This window comes from Aminobacter sp. BE322 (assembly GCF_050433525.1).
Taxonomy (GTDB): domain Bacteria; phylum Pseudomonadota; class Alphaproteobacteria; order Rhizobiales; family Rhizobiaceae; genus Aminobacter.
The window spans coordinates 21,510-41,621 of the sequence record NZ_JBNPXB010000005.1; the positions used below are offsets into that span (position 1 = coordinate 21,510).

The 20,112-nt window shown below is 67.3% G+C and carries 23 protein-coding genes; 8 read left to right on the forward strand and 15 right to left on the reverse strand.

Features of this window, described 5'->3' with window-relative positions; translation table 11 throughout:
• Nucleotides 1–44: 44 nt before the first annotated feature.
• The gene (ubiG, locus tag J2X50_RS09635; RefSeq protein WP_347967329.1) at nucleotides 45–791 is read left to right on the forward strand and encodes a bifunctional 2-polyprenyl-6-hydroxyphenol methylase/3-demethylubiquinol 3-O-methyltransferase UbiG; all 747 of its coding nucleotides are present in this window, start codon (nucleotides 45–47) and stop codon (nucleotides 789–791) included.
• A gap of 27 nt (nucleotides 792–818) precedes the next feature.
• Here the strand turns inward: ubiG and J2X50_RS09640 are convergent, their stop codons facing one another.
• Both J2X50_RS09640 and J2X50_RS09645 read right to left on the reverse strand, forming a co-directional pair.
• Nucleotides 819–1,334, reverse strand: a complete 516-nt coding sequence (locus J2X50_RS09640) for a flavin reductase family protein (RefSeq protein WP_429094297.1) — start codon at nucleotides 1,332–1,334, stop codon at nucleotides 819–821.
• A 17-nt stretch (nucleotides 1,335–1,351) separates the two neighbouring features.
• A complete protein-coding gene (locus J2X50_RS09645) occupies nucleotides 1,352–2,476 on the reverse strand; it encodes an LLM class flavin-dependent oxidoreductase (RefSeq protein ID WP_429094299.1) in 1,125 nt (374 codons plus the stop codon).
• 110 nt (nucleotides 2,477–2,586) lie between these two features.
• On the opposite strand from J2X50_RS09645, the gene J2X50_RS09650 reads away from it, so the two are divergent.
• Together J2X50_RS09650 and J2X50_RS09655 are read left to right on the forward strand one after the other, a co-directional pair.
• Nucleotides 2,587–3,165, forward strand: coding sequence for a winged helix DNA-binding protein (locus tag J2X50_RS09650; protein WP_429094301.1), 579 nt, complete (start codon nucleotides 2,587–2,589; stop codon nucleotides 3,163–3,165).
• Nucleotides 3,166–3,220: 55 nt separating this feature from the next.
• Nucleotides 3,221–3,577 (forward strand): MmcQ/YjbR family DNA-binding protein, encoded by a 357-nt coding sequence (locus J2X50_RS09655; RefSeq protein ID WP_429094303.1) that lies wholly within the window; start codon nucleotides 3,221–3,223, stop codon nucleotides 3,575–3,577.
• A 147-nt stretch (nucleotides 3,578–3,724) separates the two neighbouring features.
• Here J2X50_RS09655 and J2X50_RS09660 read toward each other — a convergent pair whose 3' ends face one another.
• The 4 genes from J2X50_RS09660 to J2X50_RS09675 are packed head-to-tail and all read right to left on the reverse strand — an operon-like array spanning nucleotide 3,725 to nucleotide 6,104.
• Entirely contained in the window at nucleotides 3,725–4,150 is a 426-nt protein-coding gene (locus tag J2X50_RS09660) for a DUF1178 family protein (RefSeq protein ID WP_340040512.1), read from the reverse strand.
• Nucleotides 4,147–5,013 (reverse strand): carbon-nitrogen hydrolase family protein, encoded by an 867-nt coding sequence (locus J2X50_RS09665; protein WP_429094305.1) that lies wholly within the window; start codon nucleotides 5,011–5,013, stop codon nucleotides 4,147–4,149. The genes J2X50_RS09660 and J2X50_RS09665 overlap by 4 nt, the downstream gene beginning before the upstream one ends.
• Before the next feature lie 9 nt (nucleotides 5,014–5,022).
• A complete protein-coding gene (gene grxC, locus J2X50_RS09670; RefSeq protein WP_347967325.1) occupies nucleotides 5,023–5,292 on the reverse strand; it encodes a glutaredoxin 3 in 270 nt (89 codons plus the stop codon).
• A 26-nt stretch (nucleotides 5,293–5,318) separates the two neighbouring features.
• On the reverse strand, nucleotides 5,319–6,104 hold the full coding sequence (locus J2X50_RS09675) for a ComF family protein (protein WP_429094763.1): 786 nt from the start codon (nucleotides 6,102–6,104) through the stop codon (nucleotides 5,319–5,321).
• Between the two features lie 163 nt (nucleotides 6,105–6,267).
• Between J2X50_RS09675 and J2X50_RS09680 the strand changes: the two genes are divergently transcribed.
• Nucleotides 6,268–7,140 (forward strand): methyltransferase domain-containing protein, encoded by an 873-nt coding sequence (locus J2X50_RS09680; RefSeq protein ID WP_429094307.1) that lies wholly within the window; start codon nucleotides 6,268–6,270, stop codon nucleotides 7,138–7,140.
• A 1-nt stretch (nucleotide 7,141) separates the two neighbouring features.
• Here J2X50_RS09680 and J2X50_RS09685 read toward each other — a convergent pair whose 3' ends face one another.
• The 6 genes from J2X50_RS09685 to J2X50_RS09710 form a co-directional block, all read right to left on the reverse strand.
• The gene (locus J2X50_RS09685; RefSeq protein ID WP_429094308.1) at nucleotides 7,142–7,315 is read right to left on the reverse strand and encodes a Flp family type IVb pilin; all 174 of its coding nucleotides are present in this window, start codon (nucleotides 7,313–7,315) and stop codon (nucleotides 7,142–7,144) included.
• A 115-nt stretch (nucleotides 7,316–7,430) separates the two neighbouring features.
• Entirely contained in the window at nucleotides 7,431–7,754 is a 324-nt protein-coding gene (locus tag J2X50_RS09690) for a hypothetical protein (protein WP_429094310.1), read from the reverse strand.
• A 110-nt stretch (nucleotides 7,755–7,864) separates the two neighbouring features.
• Entirely contained in the window at nucleotides 7,865–8,278 is a 414-nt protein-coding gene (locus tag J2X50_RS09695) for a (deoxy)nucleoside triphosphate pyrophosphohydrolase (protein ID WP_340040518.1), read from the reverse strand.
• Between the two features lies 1 nt (nucleotide 8,279).
• A complete protein-coding gene (locus J2X50_RS09700) occupies nucleotides 8,280–9,092 on the reverse strand; it encodes a GNAT family N-acetyltransferase (protein WP_429094312.1) in 813 nt (270 codons plus the stop codon).
• A complete protein-coding gene (gene argJ / locus J2X50_RS09705; RefSeq protein WP_429094314.1) occupies nucleotides 9,061–10,302 on the reverse strand; it encodes a bifunctional glutamate N-acetyltransferase/amino-acid acetyltransferase ArgJ in 1,242 nt (413 codons plus the stop codon). The genes J2X50_RS09700 and argJ overlap by 32 nt, the downstream gene beginning before the upstream one ends.
• A 104-nt stretch (nucleotides 10,303–10,406) precedes the next feature.
• Complete coding sequence (locus J2X50_RS09710) at nucleotides 10,407–10,640, reverse strand: hypothetical protein (RefSeq protein WP_429094316.1); 234 nt, start codon at nucleotides 10,638–10,640, stop codon at nucleotides 10,407–10,409.
• 97 nt (nucleotides 10,641–10,737) lie between these two features.
• Between J2X50_RS09710 and J2X50_RS09715 the strand changes: the two genes are divergently transcribed.
• Nucleotides 10,738–11,331, forward strand: a complete 594-nt coding sequence (locus J2X50_RS09715) for a TetR/AcrR family transcriptional regulator (protein WP_429094318.1) — start codon at nucleotides 10,738–10,740, stop codon at nucleotides 11,329–11,331.
• Between the two features lie 193 nt (nucleotides 11,332–11,524).
• On the opposite strand, the gene J2X50_RS09720 is transcribed toward J2X50_RS09715, so the two are convergent.
• Nucleotides 11,525–12,436: a peptidylprolyl isomerase gene (locus J2X50_RS09720; protein WP_429094320.1), complete on the reverse strand. Its 912-nt coding sequence runs from the start codon at nucleotides 12,434–12,436 to the stop codon at nucleotides 11,525–11,527.
• Between the two features lie 241 nt (nucleotides 12,437–12,677).
• Between J2X50_RS09720 and secA the strand changes: the two genes are divergently transcribed.
• Nucleotides 12,678–15,401, forward strand: a complete 2,724-nt coding sequence (secA, locus tag J2X50_RS09725) for a preprotein translocase subunit SecA (RefSeq protein WP_429094765.1) — start codon at nucleotides 12,678–12,680, stop codon at nucleotides 15,399–15,401.
• Between the two features lie 54 nt (nucleotides 15,402–15,455).
• Here secA and J2X50_RS09730 read toward each other — a convergent pair whose 3' ends face one another.
• A complete protein-coding gene (locus J2X50_RS09730; RefSeq protein ID WP_429094321.1) occupies nucleotides 15,456–15,686 on the reverse strand; it encodes a hypothetical protein in 231 nt (76 codons plus the stop codon).
• 94 nt (nucleotides 15,687–15,780) lie between these two features.
• Between J2X50_RS09730 and J2X50_RS09735 the strand changes: the two genes are divergently transcribed.
• Complete coding sequence (locus tag J2X50_RS09735) at nucleotides 15,781–17,187, forward strand: lipopolysaccharide biosynthesis protein (protein ID WP_429094323.1); 1,407 nt, start codon at nucleotides 15,781–15,783, stop codon at nucleotides 17,185–17,187.
• Entirely contained in the window at nucleotides 17,187–18,470 is a 1,284-nt protein-coding gene (locus tag J2X50_RS09740; RefSeq protein ID WP_429094325.1) for a GNAT family N-acetyltransferase, read from the forward strand. Before J2X50_RS09735 ends, J2X50_RS09740 begins: the two co-directional genes overlap by 1 nt.
• Here the strand turns inward: J2X50_RS09740 and J2X50_RS09745 are convergent.
• Entirely contained in the window at nucleotides 18,467–20,098 is a 1,632-nt protein-coding gene (locus J2X50_RS09745) for an AMP-binding protein (protein ID WP_429094327.1), read from the reverse strand. The genes J2X50_RS09740 and J2X50_RS09745 overlap by 4 nt on opposite strands.
• Between the last annotated feature and the right edge of the window lie 14 nt (nucleotides 20,099–20,112).

Sequence of the window (20,112 nt, forward strand, 5' to 3'; positions counted from 1 at the left end):
CGGCCCCAGACCCGACTCCCTTGTGCTCGAAGGAGACCACACTGATGCCAGATCCCCGCCCATCGACCATCGATGCCGGAGAAGTCGAGCGGTTTTCGAAGCTCGCCGCCGAATGGTGGAACCCGAACGGCAAGTTCCGCCCGCTGCACAAGTTCAATCCCGTCCGGCTGGGCTACATCCGCGACCAGGTGGCCCAGCGCTTCGGTCGCGACACCCATGCGGCCCGGCCCTTCGAGGGCCTGCGCTTCCTCGACATCGGTTGCGGCGGCGGGCTCCTGTGCGAACCGATGTCGCGGCTGGGCGCCGAGGTGGTCGGCGCCGACGCCTCGGCGACCAACATCGAAGTGGCGAAGCTGCATGCGGCGGAAGCGGGCGTTAGCGTCGACTACCGCGCCACCACGGCCGAGGATTTGGCCGATGCCGGTGAAAAATTCGACGTCATCCTCAACATGGAAGTGGTCGAGCACGTCGCCGACGTCGAGCTGTTCGTGAAGAAGTGCGGCGAGATGGTGAAGCCCGGCGGCATCATGTTCGTGGCCACCATCAACCGCACCTTCAAGGCGCTGGGGCTGGCCATCGTCGGCGCCGAATATGTGCTCCGCTGGCTGCCGCGCGGCACCCACCAGTACGGCAAGCTGGTGCGGCCCGAAGAGCTCGACAAGGCGCTCACCGGCGCGGGCCTCGCCACCATCGACCGTACCGGCGTGATCTACAATCCGCTGGCCGACCGCTGGCAGAAATCGCGAGACATGGACGTCAACTACATGGTGCTGGCCGAAAAGGCCGCCTGACGCCGCCTTTTCCGTGCTTTCAACACCTCACGCGGCGAGCGGCCTGTAGCCGCCGCGCCAGTAGAGCAGCGCGTCGCCGGCATCCTGCGTCCTGACGGCTTCGACCGAGCCGATGATGATGGAATGTGTGCCGCGGTCGATCATTTCGTCGACGCTGCAATCGAAGGCTGCGACGGCATCCGAGAGCACCGAAGCACCCGTCTTCAGCGTGGTCCAGTCCGCGCCTTCATAGCGCTCGTTGCCCTTGATGCCACCGAAGCCGGAGAACCGTTCGGCGACCCTCTGGTGCTGCGGCCCGAGCGAATTCACCGCGAAATGGCGGTGCCGCTCGATGACCGGCCAGGTCGAGGACGAACGGTTGACACAGGCGATGACCTTGGGTGGTTCCGCCGACAGCGACACCACCGAGATGACCACCAGGCCCGACCGGTCCATGCCGGTGCCGGCCGTGATGACGCTGACATTACCGACGATGAGCCGCATGGCGGCTCGGAAATCCGCGGCACCCACCGGAGCCTGCGACGCAAGGGGAGAAACGGTCATGATCCCGTCCTCCCCGCTCATGCCGCCGACTGCCGGAGCGCAGGCGCGATGCGCACGCCCCGCTGCTCCAGGATCGGCAGCACGTTGTCGCGGAAGTAGGGAAACTCCTCGGCATAGTCGACGAAGGACAGCGTCGAGCCGCGGAAGCCCGCCTCGTGAAGCGCGGTGATGCCGTCGGCCACCTGCTCGGGCGTGCCGGTGAGCGGGAAGCCGCCGTGGCCCGCAGCCATTCGGTCGCGAATGAGCGCAAGCAGGTCGTGGGGGAACGACTGCGCATGCGCGAACTGCAGCCGGACCAGATTGTCCACCGCTGCCCAGTCTGCGTTGGTGCGGGCGAAATGCTCCAGATAGTCCCTGGCTTCCTTCTCGGTGGAGCGGCAGACGACATGGGAGAAGGTGAGCACGTCGACCGAACTGCCGGCGTCGACCGCCTGCTGCTTGAGCGCGGCGATCTCCTCCCTGGAGCGGGCGAGGTCGATTGCCGGCGTGAACAGGAAGTCGGCATTGCGCATCGCGAACTTGCGCCCTTCTTCCGAGCCGGCGGCGTTGAGGATCGGCAGGTGCGCGGTGGGGCGGGGATCGCCGAGCACGTTCCTCAGCTTGAAGTAGGTGCCGTCCCAGTCGAACGCCTCAGTCCGGCTCCACAGCGCCTTGACGATGTCGAACCATTCCTGGGCATAGCCATAACGCGTCTGGTGATCGTCGGGCAGCGTCAGGCCCAGAGCCTCGTATTCCGGCTTGTTCCAACCGGCGACGATATTGAGGCCGGCGCGACCGCTACCGATCTGGCTCATTGTCGCGAGTTGCTTGGCGACGACGACCGGATGGTTGGCCGTGGTGTGGACCGTGGCGAAGACGGTGAGGTTGCGCGTGTGGGCCAAAAGGCCGGTCGCCCAGGTCATGGTCTCGAGCACGCTGCCGTGGAAATTCGTCTCGCCGCCATAGCCGATCCAGCGCGCGATCGGCAGCATGAAGTCGATGCCGGCATCGTCGAGCAGGCGCGCAAGCCGCAGATTGTTGTCCCAGGAGCTATTCCAGCGCTCCGGGATCTTGGTGACGCTCATGCCACCGGAGCAATTGGTCGCGAATGTGCCGAGAAAGAACGGCTGCGCCGACGACGCAGACTTGTCGAGCATGCTCATTTTTGGGTCTCCTCCCCATAAGATGAACTTTATAATAGAAAGTCTATCATAAATTCATATGGACGCAACCGGGCCTGCCGGGCATGGTCGCGGACGGAGGGAAGCAACCGATGCCCAGCAAGAAAAACGCAGCAGCAGCCAATGCCGAACTCCTGGACCGCGGCTGGCACCTGGCCCGCACGCCACTCGAAGTGGACGTCACCGAACTGGAATATGCGCTGATGCGCTCATACGAGGCGTTCGCCCGCTGGCAGGCGGAATGCCTGGCGACGGTGGTCGAATTTTCGGCCACCGACCCCGAGAACGCGATGCTGCACATCATCAGGATGAACGACCGGCCGAAGACGATCCACGATCTCGCCCACATGGCCAATCGCGAGGACATCCCCAACATCCAGTACAGCTTGCGCAAGCTGATCAAGGGCGGCTTCGTCAAGCGCACCGGAAGCGGCCGCATGGGCGTGACCTATGAGGTGACGCCGCTGGGCCGCCGCGTCACCGACCGCTATGCCGATATCCGCTCGGTGCTCCTGATCGATGCCGTGACCCGGGTTCCCGACCTCGCGGCGAGGCTGGAGGACGCGGCGCATACGCTGGAACTGATGACCGGCATCTACGAACAGGCAGCCCGTTCCGCCGCCACGCACCGACGGCGCCACCCGCAACTGGAGATCGGCGACGAGGCCTGAGGCGGCCGCCCGCGGCGACTGGAGCCCGACCGGGCATCGAGGGAGGAGAGCGTGCATGACACCCGAGGATGTCAGACGGATCGCCCTGGAACTGCCCGGCGCGACCGAGAAATCGCATTTCGGCAAGCCCGATTTCCGCGTCCGCGACCGTGTCTTCGCGACGCTGCCGGAGGACGGCAACGCGGTGGTCAAGCTGACGCGCGACCAGCAGGAAATGATGGCCGGCAGCGAGCCGGCGGTGTTTCGGCCGGTGAACGGCGGCTGGGGCAAGCAGGGCTGGACCCGGGTGATGCTCGCCACCGCCGACGAGGCGACGCTGAGGAGCGCGCTGCTGACGGCCTGGCGCAACACGGCGCCGATCACATTGCGCAAGGCGTTCGATCTGGCGGCGGCCGATGGGCAAGGTAATTAGTCGGCCCTAGCGCCCCCAGAGTATCCGTGTTGGTCAAGGGAGGAATGGGGACCATTTGCGGCCGTCCCTGAGCAAGGCGTTTGCCAGCACGGATACTCTGGCGCCCGCGTGGTTCGACAGCCTCGCCATGACGGCTACCGAGGCGTGTCAGTTCCTGTCGTCCGGAAACACCGGCAGCGGCATGAAGTCGATGCCGTCTTCGGCCAGGCCCTTGGCCTCGTCGAGGGTGGCAGCACCGTAGATGCCGCGCGCCTCGGCCTCGCCGAAGTGGATCTTGCGGGCCTCCTCGGCGAACTTGTCGCCGACGTCCTCAGCGTTGGCCCGCACCTTCTCGGACAATTCCTTCAGCGCGGCCATGACCTTGCGCTGCTCGTCGCCCATGGCGAGCGCGATCTTTTCCTGTTTGCGCGAGGTAGACACTGCCGGTGCCATCAGCGCCTTCTCGACCTTGCGCGAACCGCATTCGGGGCATTCGACGAAGCCGCGCTTGCGCTGAGTGTCGAAGTCGTCGTTGCTGCGGAACCACCCTTCGAAGTCGTGCGCGTTGTCGCAATGAAGGGAGAAGCGGATCAAGACGCGGCTCCCCTGAGAGCCCCCTCGCCCGGCCTGCGCTGCGAAACCTCGAAGGTGCGCGCATTCTTGAGATTGGGGATCTTCTTGCGCGCGTCGGAGGAATGGCGGGTGTCGATCTCGGCGACGATGACGCCTGGCTCGTCATGGGCGGCCTCGGCCAGGACGCGGCCCCACGGATCGATGATCAGCGAATGGCCGAAGGTCTCGCGGCCGTCCTCGTGCCTGCCGCCCTGGGCGGAGGCTACGACGAAAGCGCCGTTTTCGATGGCCCGGGCACGCAGGAGCACGTGCCAGTGGGCCAGGCCGGTCTGGCGGGTGAAGGCTGCGGGAACGGTCAGCACCTCGGCGCCGGCCAGCGCCTCGGCCCGGAACAGCTGCGGGAAGCGCAGGTCGTAGCAGATGGCGAAGCCGAGCTTGCCCAGCGCCGTGTCGGCGACGACGGCCTCGGTGCCCGGCTCGTAGGCCGAGGATTCGCGCCAGCTCTCGCCATTGTCGAGATCGACGTCGAACATGTGGATCTTGTCGTAGGTGGCGAGCACGGCCCCGTCGGGTCCGAACAGGAAGGCGCGGTTGGCGAGCTTGCCGTCGGCGCGCACGATCGCGGTCGAGCCAACATGGATATGGATGCCGAGTTCGGCGGCCAGCCTGCGGCCCGCGGCGACGACGAGGTCCCTGTCTTCGGTGGTGAAGGCAGCCGCGCGGGCGTCCTTGTCGCCGACGATGGCACCGGTCATCTCCGGGGTCTGGACATAGGTCGCCCCCAGTCCGGCGGCCTCGCGCACCAAAGCCTCGAAATCACGGACGTTGCGCTCAGGCTCCTTGCCCGAGCGCATCTGCACCGCTGCCGCCTTGAAAATCGCCATCGATCGTCCTCACCCCAGCGAACCGGTTGCCAGAAGGCCGTCGAGGCGGCCCTGCGCGTCGAGATCGTGCAGGTCGTCGCAACCGCCGACATGCACGCTGCCCACGAAAATCTGCGGGAAGGTTGCCCGGCCCTTGGCGCGCGTCACCATTTCCTGCCGAAGTTCGGGCGAGAAGCTAGCGTCATGCTCGGTGAATGCAACGCCCTTGCGTTCGAGAAGGCGCTTTGCAGCGGCGCAGTAACCGCACATCATGCGGGTATAGATAGTGACGTCGACCATGATGAAAACCTGTTGTCCTTGGCCGACTATATAGTGTCCGTATCGTCGGGCCGGAAGTCCCCAGGCAGGACACGCGCGAAGGTAAGTACGTCGACGGCATCTGCCCCGCCCTTCCTCAGCGCCCGCGCGACGGCCGCGACCGTGGCACCCGTGGTATAGACGTCGTCGACGACGAGCACGCGCCGGCCGCGGATGGCATCTCCGTCCCGCGGCGGCACCGCGAAGGCGGCGCGCACGTTGTCCTCGCGTTGGCGCTGGCCGAGCCCGACCTGCTGGCGCGTGCGCCTGACACGCCGCACCGCGCCGGGCGCGAAGGGCAGGCCGGAGAGCGCAGCCACGTTGCGGGCGAGCTCCGCCGACTGGTTGAACTGCCGCCACAGGAAGCGCCGCCAGTGCAGGGGCACCGGCACGACGACCTCCGCCTCGGCGACGAGCTCGGCGCCGGCGCGCAGCATCCAGCGCGCCATCCACGGCGCAAGGTCGGTGCGGTCGTGAAACTTGAGGCCCTGGACCATGCGGCGGGCGACGCCGGAATAGACGACGGCGGCGCGGGCGCGGGCGAAAGGCGGCGGGCGGGCGATCGCCTCCGCCGACAGGAAGCCGGGCCCGAAATCGTGGCTGAAGGGCGTGCCCATCACCTCGCACCACGGCTTCTCGATGAAACGCAGCCCGGACCAGCAGGCGCCGCACAGCGCGCCGGGCTCGGCGAGCTGGCGCCGGCAGCCGGCACAGGCCGGCGGAAACAGCATCCGCGCCGGCCAGGCGGCGACGGCATGGGCGAGGCTCTTGATCTCCGGCATCGGATCGGCCACGAGGGTTGCCACCGCATCATGCCTTCCGACGATCGGGATCGATTTTCGGAAGGCACGATGCGAAGATTCAAAAGTGCCGGAGCGTCGTTTGCGCGTCCGAACGGACGCACGGCGCTCCAGGCCGGGCGACGATAGCAGAAACCCGGCGAAAGGAAATTTGGACGTGCAAGCGATCTTCGACGCCAGCCTCGTGACCGCGCATCGCCGCCGCGCGCTGATGCGCAACGTACCGGGCGCGGATTTCCTGATGACGCGGGCGGCCGAGGATCTGGCCGAACGGCTGGCGACGGTCGGGCGCAGCTTCGAGCGGGCGGCGGCGATCTTCTGCCACAGCCCGGCGGCGGCGGCAGTCCTGGCTGCCAGCGGCAAGGTGGCCGAAGTGGTTCGGGTGGAGGCAGACGCGGCCTTCCTCGGCGGCAGTCCGGGCATCGTCTCCGACGTCGACACCATCGCGCTGGAGCCGGCGAGCATCGACCTCGCCGTATCGCTGCTTGCGCTGCAGGAGGCCAACGATATCCCCGGCCAGCTGATCCAGATCAGGCGCGCGCTCAGGCCCGACGGGCTGTTCCTCGCCGTCATGGCCGGTACGGGCACGCTCGTGGAGCTGCGCGAGAGCCTGCTTGCGGCGGAGACCGAAATCAGCGGCGGCGCCAGCCCGCGCGTCATCCCCTTCACCGACGTGCGCGACGCCGGCGCGCTGCTGCAGCGGGCCGGCTTCGCCCTGCCGGTGGCGGACGTCGAGACGGTGACCGTGCGCTACGACACCATGTTCGGGCTTCTGGCCGACCTGCGAGCCATGGGCGCGGCCTCGGCGCTCGCCGACCGCTCGAAAAAGCCGGCGACGCGGCGGCTGTTCCAGCGCGCGGCGGAGATCTACGCGGAACGCTTCTCCGACCCCGACGGGCGGGTGCGGGCGAGCTTCTCGTTCGTGTGGCTGTCGGGCTGGGCGCCGGACCCCTCGCAGCAGAAGCCGCTCAAGCCCGGCTCGGCGCAGGTGTCGCTCGCCAAGGTGCTGGGCGAGGACGACAAGAAGTAGCCTAGTTCTTGTTCAGGCCCTGCTGGATGTCGCTGTTGTTGTCGCCCCAGAGCGTCTGAAGCTGATTGGCAAGCTGCGAAAAACCGCTGGCGATCGCCACGGCGATCAGTCCTGCGATCAGACCGTATTCGATGGCCGTGGCACCGCTTTCGTTCTTCAGGAATCGCCAGATCATCGGTCGCGTCCACCCGTCTCGTTTACGGTCAGACCGTAGCTGCCACAGATTAAGAAAGGTTAACGGCATAGCATTAACGGGCTATGAAGCCGTGCCCGGCCGGCGGCCCGAACACTCAGCACGCGCCGCTGCGCAAGCCGTTGTCGCGGATGATGCAGACCGATTGCGGCGACCCCTGCAGCACGCTGCGGCGCACGGTGTAGCCGACATTGCGGCGGATGGAGCCGGTGGCGGTGTAGTCGAGCCCGTCGAAGCGCAGCTGGCCGATCTGCGGGCGGATGCGCTGTTCGAGCATGGGCGTGACGATCAGGGCGAGCGCCACGGCGATCAGGCCGAACAGCAGGGTGACCCGCAGGATGCCCGCGCGCGCCCGGCTTGCCGAGGACTGGCGCTCGGGCCGGATGAGGTCCCACTCCTTGTCGGCCAGCACAGGCTGCATCCCCCGCGAATTCGTGTCGACGCACGCCGAGGCAGCCGGCGGCAGTTCAACATTTCACGATTGGATAAACTTTGCCTTAACGCTGGCCCGGCGCATCGGCCCGAAATTGGTCAGAGCAGATCGATGAGGAAGGGGATGAGCGGCTCGTCGGCGGGCGGCATGGGGTATTCGCGCATCTGCTTCGGGCGCACCCACTTCAGCGCCTGCCCTTCCTTCGGCTCGGGCGTGCCCCAGAAGCGGCGGCAGACATAGAGCGGCATCAGCAGATGGAAGCTCTCGTAGGTGTGGCTGGCGAAGGTGAGCGGGGCGAGGCAGGCGATCTTGGTCTCGACTCCGATCTCCTCGCGCAGTTCGCGCACGATCGTTTCTTCCGGCGTCTCCCCCGGCTCGACCTTGCCGCCGGGAAATTCCCAAAGGCCGGCGAGCTGCTTGCCCTCGGGCCGCTGGGCGAGCAGCACGCGGCCGTCGGCGTCCACCAGCGCGCAGGCCGCCACCAGCAGCAGTCGTTTTCCCTGGTCGGTCAATTCAGGCCTCCGGCGGACGGCGATAGTGGTAGCGGTAGACTTCCTTGAAGCCCATCTTGCGATAGAGGCGCAGCGCGTCCTCGTTGCCCGCCTCGACCTGCAGCCAGGCCTGGCGGGCGCCGCGCAAGCGTGCCCATTTGAGCGACGACAGGATCAGCCGCCGGCCGAAACCCTTGCCGCGCTCGGCCTCGGTCGTGGCGATCTCGAACAGGCCGGCAAGGTCGTTGTCGTGGACGCAGATGGCGGTGGTCACCGGCTGCTCGTCCTGCTCGAGGATGAACAGGCCCGCTTCGGGCTGAATGGCGCCGATGATCTCCGACAGGCCCGGACGCAGCGACGGATCGAGCCCATGCACGGCCATCGAGGCGCTGACGAAGCGGCCGATGTCCTTGAGCGGGATCTGGTCCATCGCATGTTCCACGGCGCCGTCGTCGAGCGACAGGCGCATGACCAGCGATTCCGAGAACACGTTCCAGCGCTCGCGGTCGAGATGGGCGGCGACCGCCGGGCCGGACAGCGGCGACATGCGGAAGGTGAGCGGCCGGCCATAGGCCTCGAAGCGCCGGTTGGCGCGGGCGATGCGGTCGGGGATGTTGCGCACGTCGGCCGGGTCGAGCGGATTGACCGAATTCAGCCGCTTGGCGGGGTGGCCGGCGGTCAGCCGGACGAGCCAGGTGCCGTCATAATGGACGGCCGCCGCCGGCCAGGCGCGAAAGCCCGCCGCCTCGTAGCGCCGGACGGTCGCGAGCTTGTGCGACGGATAGTTCTGGTTCACGTGACCGTCAGCTCCGGTAGTCGCCGTTGATGGCAACATATTCCTTGGTCAGGTCGCAGGTCCACACCGTGGCCTTGCCGCGGCCAACGCCGATGTCGGCGCGGATGACGATGCTGTCGCGCTTCATGTAGGCCGACGTCGCCGCTTCCGAGTAGTTTGGGTCGCGCTCGCCATTGTGGGCGAGGCGGTTGTCGCCGAACCAGATCGAGAGCAGGTCGCGGTCGGCCGGCTCGCCGGCCTTGCCGACGGCCATGACGACGCGGCCCCAGTTGGCGTCCTCGCCGGCGACCGCGGTCTTGACCAGCGGCGAATTGGCGATCGACAGCGCGATGCGCTTGGCCGAACGCGCCGACTTGGCGCCGGTGACGGTAACCTCGATCTGCTTGCGCGCGCCCTCGCCGTCGCGCACCACCTGGACGGCGAGCGTCTTCAGCATCTTGTTGAGCGCCCGGCGGAAGGCGCCGAGGCGCGCATCCTTGGGGTCGGTGATCTTCGGCGCGCCGCGCCTGGCCGCCGCACCGGTGGCGAACAGCATCAGCGTGTCGGAGGTCGAGGTGTCGCTGTCGACGGTCACCGCATTGAAGGTCTTGGCGGTGCCGCGCGACAGCATGTCCTGCAGCACCTCGGAAGCGATCGGCGCGTCGGTGGCGACGAAGGACAGCATCGTCGCCATGTCGGGCGCGATCATGCCGGCGCCCTTGGCGATGCCGTTGATGGTGACGTCGGCGTCGCCGAGCTTGACGGTCGCGGTGACCACCTTCGGATAGGTGTCGGTGGTCATGATCGCCTTGGCGGCCTCGGTCCACTGGTCGGGCCTGGCATCCTTGACCATGCCGGACAGCAGGTGGCTGAACTTGCCGGCGTCGAGCGGCTCGCCGATCACGCCGGTGGACGCGAGGAACACTTCGCCCGGCGTGCAGCCGGCGGCCTTGGAAGCGGCCTCGCCGGTCATCGAGGTGGTCTCGCGGCCCTTCTTGCCGGTGAAGGCGTTGGCGTTGCCCGAATTGACCACCAGGATGCGCGCCTTGCCGCCCGGAAGGTTCTGGCGGCAGAAATCGACCGGGGCCGAGGGGCACTTGGAGCGGGTGAAGACGCCCGCGGCCGCGGTTCCCGCGTCGAACACCATGGCGAGCACGTCGGTGCGGCCCTTGTACTTGATTCCCGCCTCGGCGGTGGCGATGCGCACGCCTTCGATGGCCGGCATCTTGGGGTATTTCTTGGGCGCGAGCGGGGAAACGGCGGTCGACATGTAGAACCTCTGCGGGCTCGGGAAAACGGTTAGGGTCGGCACCGTTTGCCCGATAGCGCAGGGCTTCGCAAGGCGTTTTCGCCTGACGAAGCCAAGGTCTCGCTTCAGTGAACCGCCGGGTTGAGGAAGTTGCGGAACAGGTGCTGGACGCTGGGGATCAGCCCCCAGATCATCGCGGCCACCATGATCGGGACGATGACCAGGGTGCGCTGCCAGGTGGACCAGCCCTCGGTCAGCGGCATGACGACGTAGAGGAGCCCGGTGATCAGCGGATAGACGCCGAGCATGACCATGAGGGCGAAGCGCGGACGGGAGAAGCGGGTTGCGGAAGCTGTCATTTCAATCTCCATCGGAACGAAACGTTTCGTTATATAAAACGGTCCGTTTCGTTTCGTCAAGAGGTGATGTAAGGTCGGCCAAGGAACGGAGAACCAGATGAACGCGGAAACGGAAGCGGCACGGAAATCGGTGGGCGCAAGGCGCAGCCTCGAGAGCTCGGAGGCGATCCTGGAGGCCGCCGAAGCCGTGCTGGTCGAGGCCGGCCATGCCGGGTTCTCGATCGAGGCCGTGGCGCGGCGGGCGCGCGCGGGCAAGCCGACGATCTATCGCTGGTGGCCGAGCAAGGCGGCCCTTCTGCTCGAGGTCTACCAGCGCCAGAAGCGCGACGTCGACTACCCCGACACCGGAAACATCGAGGAAGACCTGTTCCGCTTCGTAAGAAGCCTCTTCGTCCACTGGCGCCAGACGCCGTCGGGCGGCATCTTCCGGTCGCTGCTTGCCGAGGCGCAGGCGGACCCGGCCGCCGCCGAAGCGCTGGCCGGCTACGCCGCCGGACGTCGGGCGCACACCGGCAAGCTGGTCGAGCGGGCGAAGGCGCGCGGCGAAGTGGCCGACCACGTCGATCCCGAGCAGGTCGCCGACATGGTCGCCTCCTATGCCTGGGTGCACCTGCTCACCGGCCGGCTGGACGAGGACGACGCCACGCTGCGCAAGGCGGTGCGCATGCTCGTCGACGGCATCAAGGCGTGAAATCAGCAAACAAAAAGGGCGGCGTCGACCGACACCGCCCGTTCGCTGGAAAATCTTGCTGTTGAAGGCCTACGCCAGCGCCCCTCGACCTTGACCGGTTCGCGCCGCCCCTCATCCCCTTGCCGGGACCTTCGATAGTCTCAGGACGGCATGAGCGGCAACGGCCGAGAGGGTCGCCTGAAGATCGCCAGGCTTACTTCGAGGCTTCGATCGCCTCGATCGCCTTCTTGAGTTCCGGATCGGCGATGTCGACCTTGGCCGCGCCGCGGATGCCCTTGACCAGTTCGATGTACTTCTCGCGGATCAGCAGCGACCTGACCTCTTCCTTCACCTGCTCGAAGGCCGGCGGCTGCTGGGCGCGCTTGTCCTCGACCCTGATGACGTGCCAGCCGAACTGCGTCTGCACCGGCTCCTTGGTGTACTTGCCGACTTCCAGCGCCAGCGCCGCCTTCTCGAATTCCGGCACCATCTGGCCCGGGCCGAAATAGCCGAGGTCGCCGCCGCTGGTCTTGCCGCTCGGATCGGTGGTGTTCTCGTTGGCGAGCTTCTGGAAGTCTTCGCCGCCGTCCAGCTTCTTGATGATCGCCTCGGCCTCTTCCTTGGTCTTGACCAGGATGTGGCGGGCGTGGACCTCGTTGACCGGCGGCTGGGCTGCGATCTCCTTGTCGTAGCGGGCGCGGATGTCGGCGTCGGTCAGCTTGCCGGCGACTTCCTTCTCGACCATCTCGCCGTGCAGGGCGCGCTGGGTGAGGAAAGCCATGCGGCGCTGGAACTCGGCATCCTTGTCGAGGCCCTTCTCCGCGGCCTGGGCGGCGAGCAGCCTGATCTCGATGATCGACGACAGCGCGGCGGCGCGGCGCTGTTCCGGCGGCAGGCGGCCGAACTGGGCGCCGAGATCGGATTCGGCCAGCGTGATGTCGGCCTCGGTGATGTCCTGGCCGTTGACGGTCGCAACGACCTTGGCCGGGTCTACTGGAGCGGCCGCCGCGGCGGCCGGTGCGGCGGGAGCGGTTTCCTGCGCCGCGAGGGGAAAGGCGGTCAACGCAATAAGGCTCGTCGCCAGCCCGAGACGGACAAGCGAGGCGCTACGGATCGAAAATGACATAAATACTCTCCGGTAGAGGGGAACGACCGCACTTCCAATCAACGCGAATGTGGCGGAATTTGGCGCCTGTTGCTCGCTCTCGGCAGCGTTGACATAAGTTGTGCCCCCTCTTATCTGTCCAACGTCCTCGCGTCCAGAACCGTTTTCCGGGCGCTTTTCGCGTTGCACCTGCCCCCGCCTCACCCCTCGGCAGGTTCGGCCGGCGGACAGTCGGCTTCATTCGGATTGAAAGGGCCACTTGATGGTCAGTCTCGGCGGCATCGCCCGTAAGATTTTCGGTTCCTCCAACGACCGCCGCGTCAAATCGACCCGGCCCCGAGTGGAAGCGATCAATGCTCTGGAAAAAGAACTGCAGGGGCTGTCGGACGAACAGCTGCGCGCGAGGACCGCGGAGTTCCGCCAGGAACTGGCCGACGGCAAGAGCCTCGACGACCTTTTGATCCCGGCCTTCGCCACGGTCCGCGAAGGCGCCAAGCGCGCCCTCGGCCTGCGCCCCTTCGACGTCCAGCTGATCGGCGGCATGGTGCTGCACGGCCGCGGCATCGCCGAGATGCGCACCGGCGAGGGCAAGACGCTGGTGGCCACCCTGCCCGTCTACCTCAACGCACTGAGCGGCAAGGGCGTGCATGTCGTCACCGTCAACGACTATCTCGCCAGCCGCGACGCCGAATGGATGGGCCGTCTCTACAAGTTCCTCGGCCTTTCGGTCGGCATCATCGTGCACGGCCTGTCCGACGAAGAGCGCCGCGCGGCCTATGCCTGCGACATCACCTACGCCACCAACAACGAGCTCGGCTTCGACTACCTGCGCGACAACATGAAGTATGAGCGCGCCCAGATGGTGCAGCGCGGCCACAACTTCGCGATCGTCGACGAGGTCGATTCGATCCTGGTCGACGAGGCGCGCACGCCGCTGATCATTTCCGGTCCGCTCGAGGACCGCTCGGAAATGTACAACACGGTCGACACCTTCCTTCTCCAGCTGGTTCCGTCCGACTACGAGGTCGACGAGAAGCAGAAGACCGCCATCTTCACCGAAGAGGGCACCGAGAAGATGGAGAACATGCTGCGCGAGGCGGGCCTGCTGAAGGGCGAGTCGCTCTACGACGTCGAGAACGTCGCCATGGTCCACCACGTCAACAACGCGCTCAAGGCCCACCGCCTGTTCCAGAAGGACAAGGACTACATCGTCAAGGACGGCGAGATCGTCATCATCGACGAGTTCACCGGCCGCATGATGCCGGGCCGCCGCTTCTCCGAAGGCCTGCACCAGGCGCTCGAAGCCAAGGAGCACGTGGCGATCCAGCCGGAAAACCAGACGCTGGCCTCGGTCACCTTCCAGAACTACTTCCGCATGTACGACAAGCTCGCCGGCATGACCGGCACGGCGCTGACGGAAGCCGAGGAATTCGGCAACATCTACAACCTCGACGTCACCGAGGTTCCGACCAACCTGCCGGTCAAGCGCCTCGACGAGGACGACGAGGTCTACCGGACGGTCGAGGAGAAGTACAAGGCGATCGTCCGCGAGATCAAGGAAGCCAACGCCAAGGGCCAGCCGACGCTGGTCGGCACCACCTCGATCGAGAAATCCGAGCAGCTCGCCGAACGCCTGCGCAAGGACGGCTTCAAGAACTTCGAAGTGCTTAACGCCCGCCACCACGAGCGCGAGGCGGCGATCGTCGCCCAGGCCGGCAAGCCGGGCGCCATCACCATCGCCACCAACATGGCCGGCCGCGGCACCGACATCCAGCTCGGCGGCAACGCCGACATGCGCATCGCCGAGGAACTGGCCGAAATGCCCGCCGGTCCCGAGCGCGAGGCCAGGGAAAAGGCGATCCGCGAGGACGTCGCCCGCCTCAAGGAAAAGGCGCTCGCCGCCGGCGGCCTCTACGTGCTCGCCACCGAACGCCACGAAAGCCGCCGCATCGACAACCAGCTGCGCGGCCGCTCGGGACGCCAGGGCGACCCGGGCCGCTCGAAGTTCTTCCTGTCGCTGCAGGACGACCTGATGCGCATCTTCGGCTCCGAGCGCATGGACGGCATGCTGCAGAAGCTCGGCCTCAAGGAAGACGAGGCCATCATCCACCCCTGGATCAACAAGGCGCTGGAGAAGGCGCAGAAGAAGGTCGAGGCGCGCAACTTCGACATCCGCAAGAACCTGCTCAAATACGACGACGTGCAGAACGACCAGCGCAAGGTGGTGTTCGAGCAGCGCATCGAGCTGATGGACGCCCAGAGCCTGTCCGAGACCGTCGCCGAGATGCGCCAGGACGTGATCGAGGACCTGGTCGGCAAGCACATCCCCGAGACCGCCTACGCCGAGCAGTGGGACGTCAACGGCCTCAAGGAAGACGTCATCCAGTACCTCAACCTCGACCTGCCCATCGCCGACTGGGCCAAGGAGGAGGGCATCGCCGAGGAAGACATCCGCGAGCGCATCACGGCTGCGGCCAACCAGGCGGCAGCCGATCGCGCCGAACGCTTCGGCCCGGATGTCATGACCTATGTCGAGCGCTCGGTCGTGCTCCAGACCCTCGACCACCTGTGGCGCGAGCATCTGGTCAATCTCGACCACCTGCGCTCGGTCGTCGGCTTCCGCGGCTACGCCCAGCGCGACCCGCTCAACGAATACAAGGGCGAGGCCTTCGAGCTGTTCCAGGCCATGCTGGCCAATCTCCGCCAGGCGGTGACGGCGCAGCTGATGCGCGTCGAGCTCGTCCGCCAGGCGGCGGATGCGCCGCCGCCGCAGGCCCCGGAGATGCACGGCCACCACATCGACGGCACCACCGGCGAAGACGATTTCGGCGAGGGTTCGGTCGCCGTGCTGCAGGACGCGCGCGTGGTGGCCGAGGAAGACCGCGACCCCAACGATCCGTCGACCTGGGGCCGCATCGGCCGCAACGAGCCCTGCCCCTGCGGCTCGGGCAAGAAGTACAAGCACTGCCACGGCGCCTTCGCCTGACCGGGCAGGTCCACGAATGCGAAAAGGCCCGGCCATGTGCCGGGCCTTTCACGTTCAGGGCGCCTCGCGTTCGGCCAGTGCGATGAGATTGCGCAGTGCCGCGATGCCGAGCGAATTGATGTGCCGGCGGCCGAGCGCGATGTTCATGCGCATGGCGATCTCGTGCGGATCGGCGCCGCGCAGCTCGGCGAGCCGTTCGATGCCTATCTCCTCCAGGTAACGGATCATCGTGGGGCCGATCGAATGCGCCCTGAGCATCGACTTGCGTTCTTCTTCCGAGGTCACCGGGTCCTCCCCGCGATACACGCGTCATCCAACCGTTTCTTAATCGCTCTCCAGTAGAGCCTGAGCGGGAATATTGCGGAAGATGGAGTTTGCGTTGCGCTTTTCCGCAGCGACGACAGCCGAGCGCCTGCTGCCGGGGCCGATCGCCGCGCGCGCCATGCCGGCGCTGCGCCGGATCGACGCCGCGCTGTTCAGCGCCGACGAGCGCGGCGAGGCCGGGCGCATGTCGCTGTTCGCCTTCGCCGTCCGCATCGTCAGCGCCGCGATCGCCTTCGTCAGCCAGGTGCTGCTGGCGCGCTGGATGGGTAGCTTCGAATACGGCATCTTCGTGCTGGTCTGGGTCGCCATGGTGATCGCCGGCAGCCTGTCGTGCCTCGGCTTCCACACCTCGGTCATCCGATTCATCCCCGAATACCGCGAGAAGGGCATGTTCGCCGAGCTGCGCGGCATACTGCGCGCCAGCCGCCGGCTCGTGCTCTTCGCCTCGACCGCGATCGCGGCCCTCGGCGCTGCCGGCGTCTGGCTCGTCTCGGCCAGGATCGAGGCCTACTACGTCGTGCCGTTCTTCCTCGGCATGTTCTGCCTGCCGATGATCGCGCTGTCCGACCTGCTGCAGGGGCAGGCACGGGCCAACAGCTGGGCCTATTCGGCGCTGCTGCCCGCCTACATCATCCGGCCGGTGCTGATCCTGGCCTTCATGGCGGCGGCCCTCGCCTCGGGCCTGCCGGCGACGGCCGAAACGGCGGTGCTGGCGGCGATCGCCGCCACCTATGCGACCACGCTCGGCCAGCTCGTCCAAATTCCCGCCCGCGCCGAGCGGCGCGTTCCCCCCGGCCCGCGCACCGTCCGCCTCGGCTACTGGCTGAAGATCTCGCTGCCGATCTTCCTGGTCGAGAGCTTCTTCTTCCTGCTCACCAACGCCGACGTGCTGATGGTCGGCTTCTACATGGACCCCGATCGGGTGGCGGTCTATTTCGCCGCGGTGAAGACGCTGGCGCTGGTGCATTTCGTCTACTTCGCCGTCAAGGCTGGCGTCGCCCAGCGCTATGCCCGCTTCGCCCATGCCGAGCCCGACAAGCTGGCCGCCTTCGCCCACGAGACGGTGGCCTGGACCTTCTGGCCTTCGCTGTTGATGGGCATCGTGGTGCTCATCCTGGGCGAGCCGCTGCTGATGCTGTTCGGGCCCGGCTTCGACGCCGGCTATCCGCTGCTGTTCCTGCTGGTGGCGGCGGTGGTGGCGCGCTCGGCGGTCGGTCCCTGCGAGAGCCTGCTCACCATGAGCGGCAACCAGAACGTCTGCGCCCTCGTCTACGCCATGACGCTGGCGCTGAACATCGCCATCAACGTGGCGCTGATCCCGAGCCTCGGCCTGTGGGGTGCGGCCATCGCCACCTCGGCGGCGATGATCTTCGAGGCCAGCGCGCTGGCCTTCACCGTGTGGCGCAGGCTCGGCATCGTCATGCTGGTGTTCGTGCCCATGCGCGGCAGGGAGGCTGGGTGATGGCGGCGGTTCCCCTTCTCGAGGAGGTGAGCGGCGGGCCGGCCGGCTCGATGATCGCAGGCCTCGCCGACGCGCCGGGACACCCCGCCGACCAGGCACAGCTCGAACTCGTCTCCTCCGAGCGGCCGCAGCGGCGGCTGGCGATCTACACCGCCTCGGCCGGCTTCGACCTGGTCGAGGAGCTCGACCATCTGTGCACGCGCACCATCGAGCCCAACATTTTCTTCAACCCGCGCTTCCTCGCCCCCGCCATGCCCCGGCTGGAGGACCGCGAGGTGCGGCTTGCCGTCATCCGCGACGGCACCGAATACCGCAACAGGCTGCGCCTGCTCGTGCCCTATTCCGTCGAGGGACCGGCCGTGCCCCTCGGCGTGCCGGTGATGCGGACCTGGTCGAGCCCGTTCGGCCCGCTCGGCATGCCGCTCGTCGACCGCGACGACCCCGCCGGCGTGATCGAGGACTTCTTCGCCATGCTGGCGCGGCCCCGCCTCAAGCTGCCGCGCGTCTTCGTGATGCCCGACATGCGGCTCGACGGCGCGGTCGCCCGCGTGCTGGGCGCGGTGGCCGAGGCACGCGGCCTGCCGATCGAGACGACGGGCCGCTTCGACCGCCCCTTCCTCGAAAGCGAGCTGGACGGCGAGGACTATCTCAAGGCGGCGCTGGGCGGCCGGCACCATGGCGAGTTCAGGCGCCTGGGCCGGCGGCTCGCCGAGCAGGGCACCGTCGAACACAAGGTAGCCCGCAACCAGGAAGAGGTGCGCCACGCCATCGAACAGTTCCTGACGCTCGAGGCCTCGGGCTGGAAGGGCCGCAAGCGCACCGCCATGGTGATCGATCGCTACCGCGCGGCCTTCGCCCGCGAGGCGGTGCACCGCATGGCCGAACACGACCTGTGCCGCATCCATTCGCTGACCCTCGACGGCCGCACCGTAGCCAGCCTGGTGGTGTTCGTCGAAGCCGGCATCGCCTATACCTGGAAAACCGCCTATGACGAGAGCCTGTCGCGGTTCTCGCCCGGCGCGCTGCTGATGATGGACGTCACCGCGCGCCACCTCGAGGATCCAAACATCATGATGACGGATTCCTGCGCGGTGCCGGACCATCCGATGGTCGGGCGCATGTGGAGCGAGCGCAAGCCGTTCGGGACCATCGTGGTCGGTCTGACCCCGGACGCCGACCGCGCCACGCGCCAGGCCGCCTCGCAACTGCATCTCTACCGGAAGACGCGGAAATTGGCGGTCAAACTGCGCGACGGGATGCGCGGCCTGCTCGGAAAGCGCTAGGTAGGCCGCGTCTCGCGGCGAGCGCGCTCGCGGAAAATGCGGCGGATGACCTTGCCGGTGGTGGTCAGCGGCATGGAATCGACGAATTCGACCTCGCGCGGATATTCGTGCGCCGAAAGCCGCTCCCGCACCCAGAGCTTGATCTCCTCGGCGAGCGCGGCATCGGCCACGACGCCGTCCTTGAGCACCACATAGGCCTTGACGATCTCGGTGCGCAGCGGATCGGGCTTGCCGACGGCGGCCGCCAGGGCCACCGCCGGATGGCCGGTGAGGCAGTCCTCGATCTCGCCGGGGCCGATGCGGAAGCCGGCCGAGGTGATCACGTCGTCGTCGCGGCCGAAGAAAGTGACGTAGCCGTCGGCGTCCTCGATGCCCTGGTCGCCGGTGGTCATCCACTCGCCGATGAACTTCTTCTCGGTCGCCTCGGGGTTCTGCCAGTATTCGAGGAACATCACCGGGTCGGGCCGGGCAATGGCGATCTGGCCGGGCTCGCCCACGGGCACGCGGCGACCCTCGCCGTCGATGATGGCGACGCGATGTCCGGGCACGGCCTTACCGATGGCCCCTCCCCGGCTGACACCGATCCCGGCCGAGGAGGCCAGCACCGCGTTGCATTCGGTCTGCCCGTAGAACTCGTTCACCGTCAGCCCGAGCTGGGCGGCGGCCCAGTCGTAGGTTTCACGGCCGAGCGATTCGCCGGCCGAACCGATGCTGCGCAGCGACAGCCGGAAGCGCTTGCCGATGTCGGGAACGGCCTTGAGCATGCGCAGTGCCGTCGGCGGGATGAAGGCGTTGCGCACGCCCATCTTCTCGACGAGCACCAGCGCCGCCTCCGGGTCGAACTTGTCGAAGCGCCCCGCCACCACCGGCAGGCCGAAATAAAGCCCGGGCAAGAGCAGGTTGAGCAGGCCGCCGGCCCAGGCCCAGTCGGCCGGCGTCCACATCAGGTCGCCCGGCTCAGGCATGAATTCCTGCGCCATCTGGATGCCCGGCAGGTGGCCGAGCAGCACGCGGTGGCCGTGCAGCGCGCCCTTGGGCGGTCCGGTGGTGCCGGAGGTGAAGATCATCATCGCCGGATCGTCTGGGCCGGTCGGCTCGGCCGAAAAGACCGGCGAATGGCCGGCAACGAGGCGCTGGAAGTCGTCGGCGCCGCCGCTGCCGACCACCACGATGGTCTCGAGTTCCGGCAGCCGGCCGCTGATCTGGCCGACCTTGGCGAAGCCGGCGGCATTGGTGACGATCGCGCGCACGCCCGCGGTCTGCAGCCGGTATTCGAGCGCCTCGACGCCGAACAGCAGCGCCAAGGGCACGGCGACGGCACCGAGCTTGTAGATGGCGACATGGGCGATCGCCGTCTCGAAGCTCTGCGGCAGGAGCAGGGCGACGCGGTCGCCGCGGCGCACGCCGCGGGCCCTCAGCGCGTTGGCGAAGGCATTGGAGCGCCTGGCGAGCTCGCCGAAGGACAGCGTCTCGGCCTCGCCCTCGGCGCGGTATTCGAAAAGCGCCGTCCGGCCGGGATCGACCGCGGCCCAGCGGTCGGACACGGCCGTGCCGATGTTGAATTTATGCGGGATGTCCCAGCGGAAGTCGCGATAGAGGGCGTCGTAGCTGTCGCGCCGTTCGAGCATGGACGGTCGTCTCC

Bases quoted from the DNA above. Each gene is read 5' to 3' on its own strand.
- ubiG (WP_347967329.1), top strand. From the start codon at position 45: ATGCCAGATCCCCGCCCATCGACCATCGATGCCGGAGAAGTCGAGCGG.
- J2X50_RS09640 (WP_429094297.1), bottom strand. From the start codon at position 1,334: ATGACCGTTTCTCCCCTTGCGTCGCAGGCTCCGGTGGGTGCCGCGGAT.
- J2X50_RS09645 (WP_429094299.1), bottom strand. From the start codon at position 2,476: ATGAGCATGCTCGACAAGTCTGCGTCGTCGGCGCAGCCGTTCTTTCTC.
- J2X50_RS09650 (WP_429094301.1), top strand. From the start codon at position 2,587: ATGCCCAGCAAGAAAAACGCAGCAGCAGCCAATGCCGAACTCCTGGAC.
- J2X50_RS09655 (WP_429094303.1), top strand. From the start codon at position 3,221: ATGACACCCGAGGATGTCAGACGGATCGCCCTGGAACTGCCCGGCGCG.
- J2X50_RS09665 (WP_429094305.1), bottom strand. From the start codon at position 5,013: ATGGCGATTTTCAAGGCGGCAGCGGTGCAGATGCGCTCGGGCAAGGAG.
- grxC (WP_347967325.1), bottom strand. From the start codon at position 5,292: ATGGTCGACGTCACTATCTATACCCGCATGATGTGCGGTTACTGCGCC.
- J2X50_RS09685 (WP_429094308.1), bottom strand. From the start codon at position 7,315: ATGATCTGGCGATTCCTGAAGAACGAAAGCGGTGCCACGGCCATCGAA.
- J2X50_RS09690 (WP_429094310.1), bottom strand. From the start codon at position 7,754: ATGCAGCCTGTGCTGGCCGACAAGGAGTGGGACCTCATCCGGCCCGAG.
- J2X50_RS09700 (WP_429094312.1), bottom strand. From the start codon at position 9,092: ATGTTGCCATCAACGGCGACTACCGGAGCTGACGGTCACGTGAACCAG.
- argJ (WP_429094314.1), bottom strand. From the start codon at position 10,302: ATGTCGACCGCCGTTTCCCCGCTCGCGCCCAAGAAATACCCCAAGATG.
- J2X50_RS09710 (WP_429094316.1), bottom strand. From the start codon at position 10,640: ATGACAGCTTCCGCAACCCGCTTCTCCCGTCCGCGCTTCGCCCTCATG.
- J2X50_RS09715 (WP_429094318.1), top strand. From the start codon at position 10,738: ATGAACGCGGAAACGGAAGCGGCACGGAAATCGGTGGGCGCAAGGCGC.
- J2X50_RS09720 (WP_429094320.1), bottom strand. From the start codon at position 12,436: ATGTCATTTTCGATCCGTAGCGCCTCGCTTGTCCGTCTCGGGCTGGCG.
- secA (WP_429094765.1), top strand. From the start codon at position 12,678: ATGGTCAGTCTCGGCGGCATCGCCCGTAAGATTTTCGGTTCCTCCAAC.
- J2X50_RS09740 (WP_429094325.1), top strand. From the start codon at position 17,187: ATGGCGGCGGTTCCCCTTCTCGAGGAGGTGAGCGGCGGGCCGGCCGGC.
- J2X50_RS09745 (WP_429094327.1), bottom strand. From the start codon at position 20,098: ATGCTCGAACGGCGCGACAGCTACGACGCCCTCTATCGCGACTTCCGC.